This window comes from Mesorhizobium sp. J8, from assembly GCF_016591715.1.
Taxonomy (GTDB): domain Bacteria; phylum Pseudomonadota; class Alphaproteobacteria; order Rhizobiales; family Rhizobiaceae; genus Mesorhizobium.
The window spans coordinates 4,690,447-4,705,481 of record NZ_AP024109.1 but is presented as its reverse complement, the minus strand read 5'-3'; the positions used below and the strand labels follow the sequence as shown (position 1 = coordinate 4,705,481).

The following is a 15,035-nucleotide window of genomic DNA, read 5'->3' as shown; positions in this document are numbered from 1 at the left end:
CTTGCAGGGAGGCGTCTCCTCTGATTCCCTGCGCTTGGTGGGGATCGCCTGATTCGCGTGCTTGTCGTTCCGGTCCCGCATGGTCTTGGGGCAGGGCAGCAGGTGCTTTGGTAGAAAGATGAAAAAAATGACCGCCAAGCCGGAAATCCTGGAGATGAGGCCCAAGATCACCGTCGTCGGGGTCGGCGGCGCCGGCGGCAACGCCGTCAACAACATGATCGCCGAAGGGCTGCAGGGCGTCGAGTTCGTCGTCGCCAACACCGACGCGCAGGCGCTCACCATGTCGAAGTCGTCGCGGCTGATCCAGTTGGGCGCGCATGTGACCGAGGGCCTGGGCGCCGGATCGCTGCCCCAGGTCGGCAGCGCCGCCGCGGAGGAATCCATCGACGAGATCATGGATCACCTGGCGGGAACGCATATGTGCTTCATCACCGCCGGCATGGGAGGCGGCACCGGGACCGGCGCGGCGCCGGTGATCGCGCGTGCCGCGCGCGATGCCGGCATCCTGACGGTGGCCGTCGTCACCAAGCCTTTCGTCTTCGAAGGCAAGCGCAGGACCCAGGCGGCCGAGGAAGGCATAGAGCGCCTGCGCGAGAGCGCCGACACCGTGATCGTCATCCCGAACCAGAACCTCTTCAGGGTCGCCGACGCCAAAACCACCTTCGCCGATGCATTCGCCATGGCGGACCGCGTTCTCTACGCGGGTGTCGGCTGCATCACCGATCTCATCGTCAAGGAAGGCCTGATCAATCTCGATTTCGCCGACGTGAAGTCGGTGATGCGGGACATGGGCCGGGCGATGATGGGAACCGGCGAAGCTTCCGGGGAGGGACGCGCCAAGATCGCGGCCGAGGCGGCGATCGCCAATCCGCTGCTCGACGAGGCCTCCATGTCGGGCGCCAGAGGGCTGCTCGTATCGATCTGCGGCGGCATGGATATGACGTTGTTCGAGGTCGACGAAGCCGCGACGCGGATCAGGGAGGAAGTCGACGCCGATGCCGACATCATCGTCGGCGCCATCTTCGACCAGGCGCTGGCAGGAAAATTCCGCGTATCCGTCGTCGCGACCGGCCTGCGCAAGAGCGCGGACATCACCCAGTTCGAGCAGCGGATCGCCTGAGAACACGGCGATCTCGCGGCGGCGCTCCCGGACCGCGCGACGTGGGGCGGCACCCTTGCGCGCTTCTTCGCCGCAGGCCATCACGACAGCATCGGCCCGTGTCTGTCCAGATTGGACTAATTGACCAGCCTGTTCGACGGGAGTCGATTTAAGTTCCATCGGGGAGGAGTAGACTTGGCGGCGATCGATCAAGCGTCGCGCCTACCCGGGAGGATTACCTTGCTCTTTGCCGTGCACTGTCTCGACCATGCCGATGCGCTTCCGCGCCGGCTCGCCAATTACGATGCCCACAAGGCCTATCTTGCCGGCGGCTCGGTCGCGACCGTGATCTCCGGGCCGCTTGTCGCGGCGGATGGCGCAACCATGATCGGCTCGCTGTTCGTCTTTTCCGCCGACAGCATCGAGGAGGTGAAGGCATTCAACGCCGCCGACCCGTTCAACGCCGCCAATGTCTGGCAGAGCGTCAGCATCAATCCCTTCCTGCTGCGCGTCGACAACCGGGCCTGACGGGGAGGGGCTCGATGAGAAGCTTCGTCTATAACGGCCAGCCGGCGCGCGTCGTCTTCGGGTCGGGAACGATCGCAAGGCTGCCGGAAGAGATAGATCGGCTGGGACTGAAACGCGTGCTCGTGCTGGCGACGCCGCCGCAAGAGGCCGAGGCCCGGCGTTTGGCCGGTTCGCTCGACGGCGCGGCGGCAGGCGTCTATGCCAAGGCGACGATGCACACGCCCGTGTCCGTCACCGAGGATGCGCTGAAGGTCGTGGCGGAGCTTCAGGCCGATGGGCTGGTCGCGGTCGGCGGCGGCTCCACGACAGGCCTCGCCAAGGCGATCGCGTTGCGCACCGACCTGCCGCAGATCGTGATGCCGACGACCTATGCCGGCTCGGAAATGACACCCATCCTCGGCGAGACCAAGGATGGCGTGAAGGTCACCCAATCGAGCCCGAAAGTGCTGCCGGAAGTGGTGATCTACGATGTCGACTTGACGATGACGCTTCCTGCCGCGTTGTCGGGAACAAGCGGCATGAACGCCATCGCCCATGCGGTCGAGGCGCTCTATGCCAGGGAAAGAAACCCGGTGATAAATCTGATGGCGACCGAGGCCATCGGCGCATTGGTGAACGCCTTGCCGGTCATCGCCGGGAACCCGCATGACCGCGACGCGCGCTCCGAGGCGCTCTATGGCGCCTGGCTCTGCGGCATCTGCCTCGGCTCGGTCGGCATGGCGCTGCACCACAAGCTTTGCCATACGCTGGGCGGCAGTTTCGATCTGCCGCATGCGGAGACCCATACGATCGTGCTGCCGCATGCACTGGCCTACAATGCCCCCGCCGTTCCGGCGGTCATGGGGACCCTGCGGACCGCGCTGAAGGCCAACGATCCTGCCATGGCTCTCTACGATCTCGCCGGCCGGATCGCCGCCAAGCGCGCGCTTTCCGAAATCGGCATGCCGTCTGACGGAATCGATATCGCGACGGACCGCGCGCTGGCCAATCCCTACTGGAACCCTCGAGCGCTGGAACGGGAACCGATCCGGGCTCTCATCGCACGCGCCTATGCCGGCGAGCCGCCGCAGGCCTGAGAAGCCCGAACGTCTTTGGAGGAGTTATCGCCATGACAGGCACCGCGGACGCTGCCCGACCAAAATATCCCTATTTCGAGGAAGAGACTTCGGTCGACGTGGTCAACGCGCGCATGGGACCGGATGTCGACCCGCGCCTGCGCGAGGTGATGAGCGTGCTGGTGAAACATCTGCATGCCGCCATCAAGGAGATCGAGCCGACGCATGAGGAGTGGCTGCAAGGCATCAAGTTCCTCACCGATGTCGGCAAGATGTGCTCCGACTGGCGGCAGGAGTTCATTCTGCTTTCCGATACGCTCGGCGTTTCGATGCTGGTCGACGCCATCAATCACCGGCGTCCGAACGGCGCCACGGAAAACACCATCCTCGGACCGTTCTATGTGCCCGAAGCGCCGCGCTACGAGCATGGCGCGAATATCTGCCTCGACGGCAAGGGTGAGCCGATGGTCGTGCGTGGTCGCGTGCTCGACACGCAAGGCAAGCCGATCGCAGGCGCGCTGATCGATGTCTGGCAGACCAATGACGACGGTTTCTACGATGTCCAGCAGAAGGACGTGCAGCCCGACTGGAACCTGCGCGGCGTCTTCACCACCGACGAGAAGGGCGAATACTGGTACCGCTCCGTCAAGCCGCGCTACTATCCGATCCCCGACGACGGGCCGGTCGGAAAGATGCTCGCCGCGCTCGGGCGTCATCCGAACCGTGCGGCGCATGTACACTATATCGTCAGCGCGCCCGGTTACGATCCGGTCATCACGCACATCTTTGCGCCCGACTGCCGCTACCTTGCCGAGGACGCCGTCTTCGGGGTGAAGGATTCGCTGATCGCCGATTTCACCCGAGTCGCCGACCCGAAGAAGGCGAGCGAGTTCGGTTTCGAAGCGCCGTTCTGGTCGGTCGAGTGGGATTTCGTGCTGGCTCCCAAGAGCGCTGGAACTTGAGCTGCGTATCTTTGTCCAAATTGGACAAAAGCTGGCGTCGAGTCGCATGATCGGCGTATCCTTCCTGCCTGGAAGGAGAATGTGCGTATGAACGATCACGAGTTCCTGCGCGTCTATGATTTCGTGGATCGCCTGCGCAGGCCTTTCCTCGGCGTTGCGGACGTCGAGGACGAGGCTGCCTGGCGCATCATCCACTACCTCATGCGCTCGGAGCTCGAGGGCTATCCGGTTACGATCAGCAAGCTGGCGCTGGTCTCGAATCTCCCTCACGGCACGGCGATCCGGCGCATCCAGGGCATGATCGACGGCGGATTGATCGAGAGGCGGGCGGCTTCCGAAACGGCCAAGCGGTTCACGCTTCATCCGACGGCGCGCCTGTCGAACCTCGCCATCAACTATGCGGCGGAAACCAAGGCCCTGATCGCCGAGATCGTCGGCGGCCGCAACAATGAGGAGCACGAGGCCGACTACTATTTCGGCGCGCCGCAGCGCGGTAGCCCGATCATCCCGCCGATCAACCTGTTGACCAACAGGGTCACGAAGGGCGTCGAGCTGCAATTTCTGCTGAACGACGACAATTACTTCGCCGCCATGCGCAACATGTGGTCGGACTTCCGCAACAATCTGGCGAGCGCCAAGAGCTTCAAGCTGGTCCACCAGAATGATCTTTATCGCGAAGGTCTGGCGAATGGCGCGCGCGCCGTTTCGGCCTACGACATGATCGCGATCGACATGCCTTGGCTCGGAGAGTTCGCGAGCAAGGGGCTCGTCCTGCCGATCGGCGAGGTGATCCGCGAATCCGGCATCAATCCGATGGATTTCCATCCCTCGATCTGGTCGACGACGACCTGGCAGCGCGTCGAATACGGCGTGCCGATCTATTGCACGATAGAGGTGCTGGCCTGCCGGTCGGACCTCTTCGAACGCGAGGGGCTGGCGCTGCCGCGCACCTTCGACGACGTCATCAGCGCCGGGCGCGCGTTCCACAACCCGGCCGCCGAACGCTATGGCATCGCCTGGAACGCGGCGCACAGGCCGCTGGCGTCGAGCTTTATGTTCTTCCTCGGCTGCTGCGGCCAGAGCGTGCTGTCGATCCGCCGCACGCCGACCGGTTATTCCACCGAAAACCTGGATGCGCAGCATATGCGGCCGCAGATCGACAGCGAAGCGGGCCTGCTGGCGCTCGACTATATGCATCGCATGTTGGAAATCGCCCAGCCCGACGCGCTCGACGCGCATTGGGACGATTCCTGCGCGGTCTTCCTGCGCGGCCAGAGCGCCATGGGCTACGTGTGGACGATGCGCGCCGCGCAGTTCGAGGCCGAAGTCCGTTCCGCGGTCAAGCGCCGCGTCGCCTATGTCCCGCAGCCATCCGGGCCGGGCGGCACCAACACCTCGCCGATCGGCGGGTTCCTGTTGTGCATCCCTTCCAACATCGATCCGAAGCGCCTGCCGCTTGCGGCAGAAGCGCTGGCCTGGATGGCCTCGCGCGAGGCCATGAAGGAGCATGTGAAGAACGGTTTTCCGGTCGCGCCGCGCTTCTCGGTCAGCGCGGATCCGGAGGCGATCGGCAGCTCGCAGCTCGTGCGCTTCGTCGGCAGCCTCGCCAACCGCAATTTGCTGCGCAACTGGCAGCGCCCGCCGGTGCCGTTCTACACCGACATGGAGCGCATCATCGGCGAGGAAGTGCACGACGCGCTTTCCGGCCGCAAGTCCGACCGCGCGGCCCTGAAAGACGCCCAGGACCGCATCGAGCGGATCGTCGACCGCGCCGGCTGAATCCGTCTCGTTGCGACGCGCGTTGAAGGAGTTCAGCGGTTGATCGAATCGCCCGCTGCAACTCGTTGTTTTATTTAATTCCAGAAGGAGAACCGCACCGCGGTTCTCCTGGAATCGCTCAGGCGATCGCCCGTATCGAGCCGCCGTCGACACCCCAGACGGAGGAGGTGACGAAGGAGGCGAGATCGGAGGCGAGGAAAACGATGACGTTGGCCACTTCCTCCGGCTTGCCGAGGCGGCCGAGCGGTAGTTGGCGCAGCGACATCTCGTGCTCGACGGCCTTCTGCGGCTCCATATTGTGGAACTTGCCCATGGTTTCGGCAAAGCCGCCCGGCTGCGTCCAGAACGGCGTCCAGATCGGGCCGGGAGCCACGGCGTTGATGCGGATATTGTTGGCGCCTTCGGTGCGCGCCAGCCCCTTGGTCAGCGCGAGCACCGCCGCCTTCGATGCAGAATAGTCGATCGGAACGCCTTCCGGCTGGCGCGCGAGATCCGAGCCGTTGTTGACGATTGCGCCATGTCCCTGCTTACGCATCACCGGCAGGACGACGCGCGTCGTGCGGACATAGCTCATGAAGTTGAGCGAGAAGGTCTTGTCCCACTCGGCGTCGGTCAGCTGGTCGAACGTGCGCACCGCGCCGGCGCCGACATTGTTGACAAGGACATCGACCGTTCCGCCGAAATGGGCGATCGCGGCCGTGACCTTCTCCTCGATGTCTTTGGCCGAGGACAGATCGGCCTTGAACGTCGCGGCCGTGCCGCCGGCCGCCGTGACCGCGGCCGAGGTCTCGGCGAGTGCTGCTTCGTCGATGTCGAAGAGCGCGACGCGGCTTGCCTCGCGGCCGAAGGCGATCGCCGTTTCGCGGCCGATGCCCTTCGCCGCTCCGGTGATCAGCACCACCTTGCCCTTGAGATTGGTTTCCATTTGATCCTCCTTATCTTGCGGCGAATTGCGCCATGGTGGTTTCGAACGAGCGTCGCGCCGCCTCTTCGAGCGGCAGTACGCGGTGCCTCTTGGAGATCACCTCGACCGAATAGAAGCTGTCGAAGCCGGTCTTGCGGATCGCGTCGATGAAGGCGGGGGGATTGAGCACGCCCTCGCCACAGAGCCGGCGTTCGTAGATCGTGTCTTCCCAAAGCGTGCCGACGACCTTCTCATCCGCGTCGTCGAGCTCGACCGAGACGACGTACTGCTTCGGCACGGCGGCGACGGCCTCGTAGGGGATGCCGCCGCGGCCGACATGCCAGATGTCGAGCAGCAGGCCCCCATTGGCTCGCGCCGCACCCTCGACGATGGCGCGCGCGGTTTCCAGCGTGCGCACGTTCGAGAACGGCATCACCTCCAGCGCGATCTTGGTGCCGTAACGGGCGGCGTCGTCGCAGATCGCGGCGAAGCTGTCCGTGACCTGCGCAAGGTCGATGGTGTCGGCATCGAATTCCGGCGCGATCTTGACGTCGCGGGCGCCGAGCGCCTCGGCAGCCTCGAAGAGTTCGCGGCGTACCTTGTCCGATGCGGCGCGCAGGGCGCCGGACGCGAACCAGTGGGTGATGAACTCCAGCTCGACATGCGGCATGCCGTTGGCGTCGAGGATGCGGCGCATCTCCTTGAGGCCGATCTTTTCACGGGTGGCCTGCAGGTCGGCATGGATCAGGCCCACGCCTTTGTATCCGGCCCTGGCTGCCGCCTCGACGCGCTCTGCGAAAGGAAACGGACTGATCTCGTTCGGCGCGAACGGATAGACGTCGCCCGAGATGGTCCAGTAGGCGGCGACGAGTTCGATGGGGTTGCTCATCATCTTTCTCCTCAGACCGAAGCGCCTTCCGACCCGGTGCGGAAGTCGAAGCTGGTCGTCAGGCCGCCGTCGGCGATGATCTCGGCGCCGTTGAGGGCCGTGGAAGCATCGGAAAGCAGAAACAGGCCGGCGCGCGCGACCTCGGCCGGATCGAGGATGCGGCCGGCCGGCTGGCGGTTGGCGCGCGCGGCAAGGAAACGGTCCGGGTCGTTGGCGGATTTCATGTGCCGCTCGAACAGGCCGGCAAGCATCGGCCCGGGGCTCAGCACGTTGGCGCGTATGCCCTGGCGCGCATGGTCCATGGCGACGGTGCGGGTCAACTGGCGGACAGCGCCCTTCGAGGCAGCGTAGACGGCGAGTTGCTGCTCGGCGAAGGTGGCGTCGATGCTGGCGACCGCCACGATCGGACCGCCGCCGCGCGCCGTCATCAGCGGCAGCATGGCGCGGAAGGCGAGCGCCGTGCCGATGAAATTGACCGACATGGTCTTTTCCATCGCTGCTTTGTCGAAGTCGAGGATGGTGCCGACATTGAGCATCGCCGCCGATGTCACAAGGCCAAGCGTTCCTGGGTTTTCCCTGGTGATGGTGTCGGCGACGCCGGCCCATGTCGTCTCGTCGGTGACGTCGCCCCGGACATGCGAATAGAGTTCGTTCGCAAGGCTGTCGGGCGCCGGCGCCAGGTCCACGCCGATCGTGCGCACGCGGCTTTCGGTCAGCAGCCGTGCGATGTTGGTACCAAGACCAGAAGCCGTTCCGGAGACCACGACAAGGTCCGGCAAGGCGTTGCTAAAGACTGGCTCCGTGGCCATGGGGCATTCCTCTTTTCTGACGTCGGGAAGGATGAGGCACGGCGGCTGCCGCCGTGCCTCGGATGCGGGTATCAGCGGCCGAGCGCGGCGTTGCAGTCGGCGACGTTGGCCTTGGTGATGATCTCGTGCGGCAGGAAGATCTGCTTCTCGACCTTCTTGCCATCGAGAAGATCGGCGACCGCCTGCGCGGCATATTTGCCGTCGTCGATCGGCGACTGCAGGACGGTGGCGTATTGCGTACCGTCATTGATCTGGTTGACGCCCTCGATCGAGCAGTTGGAGCCCACCAGGACGAGGCTTGCCGGATCGATGCCGGCGCGCTTGGCGGCGACGATCACACCCGACATCATGTTGTCGGCCTGCGCGTAAACGCCCTTCACGTCCGACCCGAGCTGGGTGAATAGGGCGGCGGCGGCATCCGTCGCCTTGGTCTGGTCCCAGTTGCCGTTTTGCTTGCCGGCCACCTGAATGCCGCTCGCCTTCTTGCCAAGCACATCCTCGAAGCCCTGCGAGCGCTGGATCTGCGGCGGCGTTCCGGGAACGCCCTCGACGATGAAGACCTTGCCTTCGCTGCCGAGCTTCTTATCGGCGAAACCCTTGATCATGGCTTCGCCGGCGGACTCGCCGTTGCCGATGTCCGACGGGCCGGTGAAGACGTCCCAGAACTGCGAATATTTCTCGTCTGGCTGCGAGTTGGTGATCACCAGCGGGATGCCGGCCTGCTTGATCTTGCGCAGCGACGGCACGATGGCGCTGGCATCGGCGGGCCAGAGCACGATGGCGTCGGGCTTTTGCGCAATCGCCTGGTCGACCTGCGAGGCCTGTTCGGCGGCGTCGTAGTTGTTGATCTTCACCTCGAGATTGATGCCTGCGGCGGCCGCGACTTCCTTGAAGGCGCGCTGGTGCAGGGCGCAATATTCGCACTCTTCCGTGACCGTCAGCAGGATCACCTTCGCGCCCTTGGCAGCGGCGAAGGCCACTCCCGGCGCCATCAGCCCTCCGGCGACCGCGGTCGTCAGCAGAAGTTTGATGAGTTTTGCGAAGTTCATTTGGTTACTCCTCCCGTTTCAAGGTTGCACGTTCCCCCGCGCCGCCGATCGCTCGGCGGCGTTGCAAGGGTCCGTCGGTTGTTTCCGCTAGGCGGAATTGGCGGCCCGCGACATTGCGAGCCGTTCGCTCATCCATGCGCCCAACTGACCGTCGAGCAGCACGATCCCCATCAGCACGAGGCCGTTGGCGAAGAGAATCCCCGTCGCCGCCATGCCGATCAGACTGAGGCCATTGTTCATCACCGTCAGGATCAGTGATCCAAGCAGCACATGCGCGGGCGTGCCCGAGCCGCCGGTCAGCGCGACGCCGCCGACGATCGCGGCCGAGACGGCCTGCAGCATCAGCGTGCTGCCGGTTGTCGCGGCGGCGCTGGCGAGGCTCATCGACAGCAGGCTTCCCGCGAGCGCGGCCGTGACGGCGGAAATCACGAAGACGATCACCAGCGAGCGGCCGACCCTGGCGCCGCTCGCCGCGGCGACCTGGGGCTTGCTGCCGACGACGCGGATGTCGCGTCCCATCAGCGTGTAGTGCATGAACAGGCCGACGAGCAGGAAGGCGGCGAGCGTCACGAGACTGCGCCATGACAGGACGGTCAGCAGCGGATCGTCCAGCGCCATGCCGAGGTCGAAATTGTCGGTGCTGATGACCTTGCCGCCGGCGAGCCAGAAAGCGAAGCCGGAGAGGGCCATCATCGAGCCGACCGACACGACGAGCGAGGACACTTTGAAGCGGCTGATGACGATCGCGTTGACCAGGCCGACAAGCACGGCGAACGCGAGCGCAGCGGCCATGCCTTGGACCAGATTGCCGGCGCCGACGACGAGCGTGATCAGGCCGCCCACGGCGACCATGGAGCCGACGCTCAGATCGAACTCGCCGGCAATCATCGTCAAGGACAGGCCAAGCGCGACCATGCCGAGCAGCGCGAAGGACTGCATGAGGGCATAGAGATTGCGGCCGCTGATGAAAGCCGGATTCCAGATCGCGAAGGCGACGACGAGGGCGGCGAGAAGAGCAAGGCGCAGCAGCGTCGCGCCGGAGATCGTCCTGGACTTGCGGATCGCAGCCATCGTCTTACCTCCGGAAACCGAGCGCCAGCGCGCCGAGGATGACCGAGCCGATCACCACCAGGCCCTTGACGATTAGCTGGATTTCCAGCGACAGGCCCTTGAGCAAAAGGATGTTGGAGATCATCGCCAGGAAAACAGCGCCGATCGCCGCGTCGAGGACGCGGCCTTGGCCGCCCTTGATCGCCACGCCGCCGACCAACACCGCGGCGATTGCGTCGAAATCCAGCCCCGCGCCGAGCTTGAGGTTGCCCTGGGCGGCCTGCGAACCATAGAGCGCGCCGGCAAAGGCCGCGGCCATGGCGGCGAACAAATAGGCGAGCACCAAAGTGCGGCCGACGCGAAGGCCGGTGAAGCCGGCGGCCTTCGGGTTCAACCCGATGAGGCGCAGTTCGCGGCCGAAGCGGGTCCGTTCGACGATGAAGCTCAGCACGATCGCCGCCAGCAGGAAGAGCAGGATCTGGTTGGGGAGGCCGAGGGTCCGCCCGACTCCCAGCCAGCTTGCGTCTCCCTGGCCAACGACCGTCAGGCCGCCGGAATAGAACGAGCCGGCGCCGGTGATGATCGAGGCCATGGCTATGGTGGTGATGATCGGATTGGTTCGGAACACGCCGACGGCGATGCCCTGGGCCAGACCGAACAGCCCGCCGATCAGGACCACCAGGATCACGCTCGCGAGCAAGCCGAAATGCAGGAAGGAAGCAAAGAGGATGGTGGAGACGGCGGCCGTCGCGCCCATCGACAGCATGAAGAGATTGCCCGACAGCGTGATGAGCGACATGCCGACCGCGGCGATGCCCACCGCGGACGTGGAGTACATGATCGCGGACACGTTGGCGCTGGAGGAGAAACCGGGAACTGCAAATGAAGCCCACAAAGCGAACAGCACCGTTGTCGCCCATACCGCAGTGGACTGGATGCGCTCCGGCCGTATCAGGCTGGCGCCGAGCGCCGTGGCATCGAATCCGGCCAAGGCTTTGCCTCCGCTCCTTATGTTACCGTTGATGCTCATGCCGCTCTCCCCATAGCCCGGCCACGCACCACGTCGCCCAGGATGGAATCCATGGTCGTCTCCTCGACCGGCAGGTCGCGGACGATCTCACCGCGGAAGACCGTGATGACGCGTTGCGAGAGCTCCCGGATTTCCTCCAGATCGGTCGAGAAGAAGAGGACGACCAGACCCTCGCGGGCAAGCGCCTGGATTTCGCGGTAGATCTCGGTGCGCGCGCCGACATCGACGCCGCGGGTCGGCTCGTTGAGCACCAGGATCCTGGGTGAGAGCGCGACGGACTTGGCGATCGCCACCTTCTGCTGGTTGCCGCCGGAGAGCGTCGATGCGGCGGCCGGCAACCGGCGGACGTCGATTTGGAACCGGCGGGCAAGGTCGCTCGCCTGCTTGCGCGCATCGGCTAGCGTCAGCACGCCGAAGCGGTTGAGGCGGTCGAGGATCGCGGCGGTGAGGTTGACCTCGATGGGGGCTCCGAGGAAGAGGCTCTTGCCGCCCCGGTCTTCCGAGACATAGGCGATCCCAGCGCGGCTCGCAGCGGCGATCGAGGTGACTTCGACCACAGAACCGCCGACCCTGATCGTGCCGGCATAATGCCGCTCCAGGCCAGCCAGCGTTTCGACCAGTGCATTGGCGCCGGAGCCGAGCTGGCCGATGATGCCGACTATCTCGCCGGCGCGGAAGGCGAGATCGACGGGACGGTATTTCCCCGCGACGCCGAGCCCCGCAAGCTCGATCACCGTCGCAGCCCCAGGCCCCGCCCGGTCGCGCGTGGCATGCGCCGAGGTCACCTCGCGGCCGATCATCTCGGCGACGAGCTCGTCATTGGTCCATTGCGCGGTCGGTTTGGTCAGGATGCGCTGTCCGTTGCGGAACACGGTCGTGCGATCGGTGAGCGCGAAAATCTCCGGCAGGCGATGGCTGATATAGACCACGGCGGTTCCCTTGGCGCGCAGCCAGCGCACCGTCGCGAAAACCCGCTGGATCTCGGCGTCGGAAAGGCTCGCGGTCGGTTCGTCGAGGATCAGCACGCGCGCGCCGCGCATCACGGCCCGGCAGATTTCGAGAAGCTGCTGCTCGGCGATCGACAACCTGCCGGCCTCGACGTTGAGCGGCACATCGGACAGGCCAAGCTGGTCCAGAGTCTCGCGTGCACGCGCCTTGTAGCGCCCGCGGATATAAAGCTGGGAGATGTCGGGGTCGCCAAGAAGCACATTGTCCAGCACGGACAGATGCGGAATGATCGATAGTTCCTGATAGACGACGGAAACAAGTTTCGGATTGGTGAGCTCGCCGGGCCGCAGAAGCTGTCCATCGACGCGGACTTCGCCTTCGTCCGCAGGCATGAGGCCGGCGATGATACGGACCAGCGTGCTTTTGCCGGCGCCGTTCTCGCCGCAAAGCGCATGGATCTCACCGGCATGAAGATCGAAGTCGATGCCCTTCAGCGCATGGACCCCGCCGAACGACTTGCGCAGATTCGTGACCGTCAGAACGGCTTTCATGGCTCGTGAAACCTCCCAACACCGCGCCTCCGAGCGGTGCCAAAAGGCTTAAACGACAAGTTCGCCCGGGATCGTGAATAAATGGTCCATATTGGACTTCACGCGGCGCGCTTGGGTCCCGGGGGCCACCCCCTAACCGCGACCTGCCTTATCCTCGGTCTCGGAGGCAAACTGCACAGCGTATCAGAAAAACGAAATTGTCCGCTGACGCTCCAGCCGTAATTGTCCGAACCAGGCGAACGGCTGGGTTTCTTGGGAGGATTCCGGAGCGGCTGGTCACCCGAGGAAGGCGCCGACCACTAGGCTGCCTGGGAGGAGGAAAATGCCTGGTTCGGGCAAATCGGACGACAGGCGCCTTGGCTTCAAGGCGTCCCAGGAAGTCGTCGTCGTTGCGATCTCGGTTGTGCTGTTCGTCGTCTTCTCGGCGACGCTCAACAATTTCCTGAGCCAGGGCAACATCATCGCCATCCTCAAGAACGTGTCGATCCTCGGTACGCTTGCCGTCGGCATGGGCTTCGTCGTCGTCGGCCGCGGCATCGACCTCACCATGGTGGCGGTGATGGTCGTCGGCGTCGCCTTCAGCATCTGGGTCTCCACCTGGGGCATCGATTTCACGCTCGCCGTGATCTGCGGCGCCATCCTGGTCGCGGCCATCGGCCTGTTCACCGGCGTCATGGTGGCGGTCGCGGAAGTCCCGCCGATCTTCGCCACCTTGGCCATCGCCTCGTCGGTCTACGGCTCGGGGCGCATCGTCTTCGCCTCGGACGTGCTCTATGCCCCGCCGGACATCGCGTGGCTGAAATTCGTCGGCAATGGCAGCGTGCTCGGCGTACCGATGTCCGTCGTCATCTTCGGAGCGGTGGCGGCCATGATGGGTCTGTTCCTGAGGAAGACGCGCTTCGGCCGGCTGGTCTACGCAACGGGCGACAATCCGAACGCGGCCCGCACCACCGGACTGCCGACGCGCCCGATCATCGTGACGCAATACGTCATCAGCGCGCTGATCGCGTTCACCGCCGGCATCATCATGACCGGGCTGGTCACCGGCATCGACACGCGCCTCTACAATTCGAGCCTGATCTACGACGTGCTCCTGGTTGTCGTGCTTGGCGGCATCGGCCTGTCGGGCGGGCAGGGCGGCGTGCGCAACGTGATCGCCGGCACGATCCTGGTCGGCATCCTGACCAACGGCATGACGATCCTCAACTTCTCCTACACCAGCCAGAACCTGATCAAGAGCGTGATCCTGCTCGGCGCCCTTGCCATCGACGCCATCATCAATCCGCGTGACGAGCAGACCTCGCAGAGCGGCGACATCTGAAACAACAACTCGAACCATCAAATCAGGGAGGAAACCTATGAAGCTATTCAATAAATGTCTGTTGGCGGGCATGACCGCGCTCGCGCTTCTGGGCGCCGCGCAGGCCGCAGGCGCGCAGGAGACCGACCAGGTCGGCCGCGCGCCCTATCTGGAATCGCTCAAGGGCAAGAAGGTCATCTTCGTGCCGATCTCGCAGGGCATGGACCTCAACCAGGCCTGGGTGATGGTGTGGCAGCGCCATGCCGCCCGCTACGGCTTCAGCCTCGAGGTGCGCGATCCCAACGGCGACACCAATGCCGGCATCCGCGCCATGCAGGGCGCGATCGCCGAGAAGCCCGACCTGATCATCGTGCAGAACCCGGACGTGCAGACCTATGCGCGCCTGTTGAAGCAGGCGCAGGCCGCGGGCATCAAGGTGCTGCAGGTCAACATGCAATCGGCGACCCAGACCGACTCCTATGTCGGCAATGACTGGATCGAGATGGGCCGCCTGGAGATGGGCGAACTGGCCAAGCATTGCACCGGGCCGAACGCCGTCTCGCACAAGGTGGTGTGGCTTGCCGGGGTCCAGACGGGCGCCGCCAACATCTATATGCGCACCGGCATCGACGAGGTGCTGAAGGCCAATCCAGAGCTGCAGCTCGTCTCCGACCAGCCGGCCGACTACATCAGCGAAAAAGCCCGCCAGATCACCGAGACGGTGCTGCAGCAGCATCCCGATCTCTGCGGCATCATGGGCATCTGGGACAATGCCGAAGTCGGCGCGGGCGCGGCTGTAGCGGCTGCCGGCAAGCAGGACCAGGTCACCATCGTCACCAATGGCGCGGGCGCAGCGACGGGCTGCGAGAGCATCAAGAACGGGCTGCTCGACGTCATCTTCAACTTCAACGCGCCGATCCAGGGCGAAATCGCCGCGCAGCAGATCTCCGAGCTGCTGCAGCACCCTGATCGCAAGGCCGGCAGCGAGAAGACCATCTTCTTCGGCCCGATCACCCGCGTCGACAAGACCAACGCGACCGGCCGGAACTGCTGGAAGCCCGAAGACATCAAGTAAACGGACT

At 64.7% G+C, this 15,035-nt stretch carries 14 protein-coding genes; 7 read left to right on the top strand and 7 right to left on the bottom strand.

Going from position 1 to position 15,035, the window contains the following annotated elements; genetic code table 11:
- Positions 1–127: 127 nt before the first annotated feature.
- From ftsZ to MJ8_RS22490, 5 genes are all read left to right on the top strand, one after another.
- Positions 128–1,120: a cell division protein FtsZ gene (ftsZ, locus tag MJ8_RS22510; RefSeq protein ID WP_201410924.1), complete on the top strand. Its 993-nt coding sequence runs from the start codon at positions 128–130 to the stop codon at positions 1,118–1,120.
- A gap of 219 nt (positions 1,121–1,339) precedes the next feature.
- Positions 1,340–1,627 (top strand): YciI family protein, encoded by a 288-nt coding sequence (locus MJ8_RS22505; RefSeq protein ID WP_201410923.1) that lies wholly within the window; start codon positions 1,340–1,342, stop codon positions 1,625–1,627.
- A 14-nt stretch (positions 1,628–1,641) separates the two neighbouring features.
- The gene (locus MJ8_RS22500) at positions 1,642–2,703 is read left to right on the top strand and encodes a maleylacetate reductase (protein WP_201410922.1); all 1,062 of its coding nucleotides are present in this window, start codon (positions 1,642–1,644) and stop codon (positions 2,701–2,703) included.
- Positions 2,704–2,735: 32 nt separating this feature from the next.
- Positions 2,736–3,644, top strand: a complete 909-nt coding sequence (locus MJ8_RS22495) for an intradiol ring-cleavage dioxygenase (RefSeq protein ID WP_201410921.1) — start codon at positions 2,736–2,738, stop codon at positions 3,642–3,644.
- An 87-nt stretch (positions 3,645–3,731) separates the two neighbouring features.
- A complete protein-coding gene (locus MJ8_RS22490; RefSeq protein ID WP_201410920.1) occupies positions 3,732–5,423 on the top strand; it encodes an extracellular solute-binding protein in 1,692 nt (563 codons plus the stop codon).
- 118 nt (positions 5,424–5,541) lie between these two features.
- Here the strand turns inward: MJ8_RS22490 and MJ8_RS22485 are convergent, their stop codons facing one another.
- The 7 genes from MJ8_RS22485 to MJ8_RS22455 form a co-directional block, all read right to left on the bottom strand.
- A complete protein-coding gene (locus tag MJ8_RS22485) occupies positions 5,542–6,348 on the bottom strand; it encodes an SDR family NAD(P)-dependent oxidoreductase (protein WP_201410919.1) in 807 nt (268 codons plus the stop codon).
- Positions 6,349–6,358: 10 nt separating this feature from the next.
- Positions 6,359–7,216, bottom strand: a complete 858-nt coding sequence (locus MJ8_RS22480; protein WP_201410918.1) for a sugar phosphate isomerase/epimerase family protein — start codon at positions 7,214–7,216, stop codon at positions 6,359–6,361.
- An 11-nt stretch (positions 7,217–7,227) separates the two neighbouring features.
- Complete coding sequence (locus tag MJ8_RS22475) at positions 7,228–8,025, bottom strand: SDR family NAD(P)-dependent oxidoreductase (protein WP_201410917.1); 798 nt, start codon at positions 8,023–8,025, stop codon at positions 7,228–7,230.
- Between the two features lie 71 nt (positions 8,026–8,096).
- The gene (locus tag MJ8_RS22470; protein ID WP_225247992.1) at positions 8,097–9,074 is read right to left on the bottom strand and encodes a sugar ABC transporter substrate-binding protein; all 978 of its coding nucleotides are present in this window, start codon (positions 9,072–9,074) and stop codon (positions 8,097–8,099) included.
- A gap of 87 nt (positions 9,075–9,161) precedes the next feature.
- Positions 9,162–10,145, bottom strand: a complete 984-nt coding sequence (locus MJ8_RS22465; RefSeq protein WP_201410916.1) for an ABC transporter permease — start codon at positions 10,143–10,145, stop codon at positions 9,162–9,164.
- Positions 10,146–10,149: 4 nt separating this feature from the next.
- On the bottom strand, positions 10,150–11,115 hold the full coding sequence (locus MJ8_RS22460) for an ABC transporter permease (RefSeq protein WP_225247991.1): 966 nt from the start codon (positions 11,113–11,115) through the stop codon (positions 10,150–10,152).
- Positions 11,116–11,150: 35 nt separating this feature from the next.
- Positions 11,151–12,653, bottom strand: coding sequence for a sugar ABC transporter ATP-binding protein (locus MJ8_RS22455; protein ID WP_201410914.1), 1,503 nt, complete (start codon positions 12,651–12,653; stop codon positions 11,151–11,153).
- Between the two features lie 322 nt (positions 12,654–12,975).
- Between MJ8_RS22455 and MJ8_RS22450 the strand changes: the two genes are divergently transcribed.
- Positions 12,976–13,974, top strand: a complete 999-nt coding sequence (locus MJ8_RS22450) for an ABC transporter permease (protein WP_201410913.1) — start codon at positions 12,976–12,978, stop codon at positions 13,972–13,974.
- Positions 13,975–14,011: 37 nt separating this feature from the next.
- Positions 14,012–15,028 carry a sugar ABC transporter substrate-binding protein gene (locus MJ8_RS22445; RefSeq protein WP_201410912.1) on the top strand — a complete coding sequence of 339 codons (1,017 nt, stop codon included), beginning with the start codon at positions 14,012–14,014 and terminating at the stop codon, positions 15,026–15,028.
- The last annotated feature ends 7 nt before the right edge of the window (positions 15,029–15,035 follow it).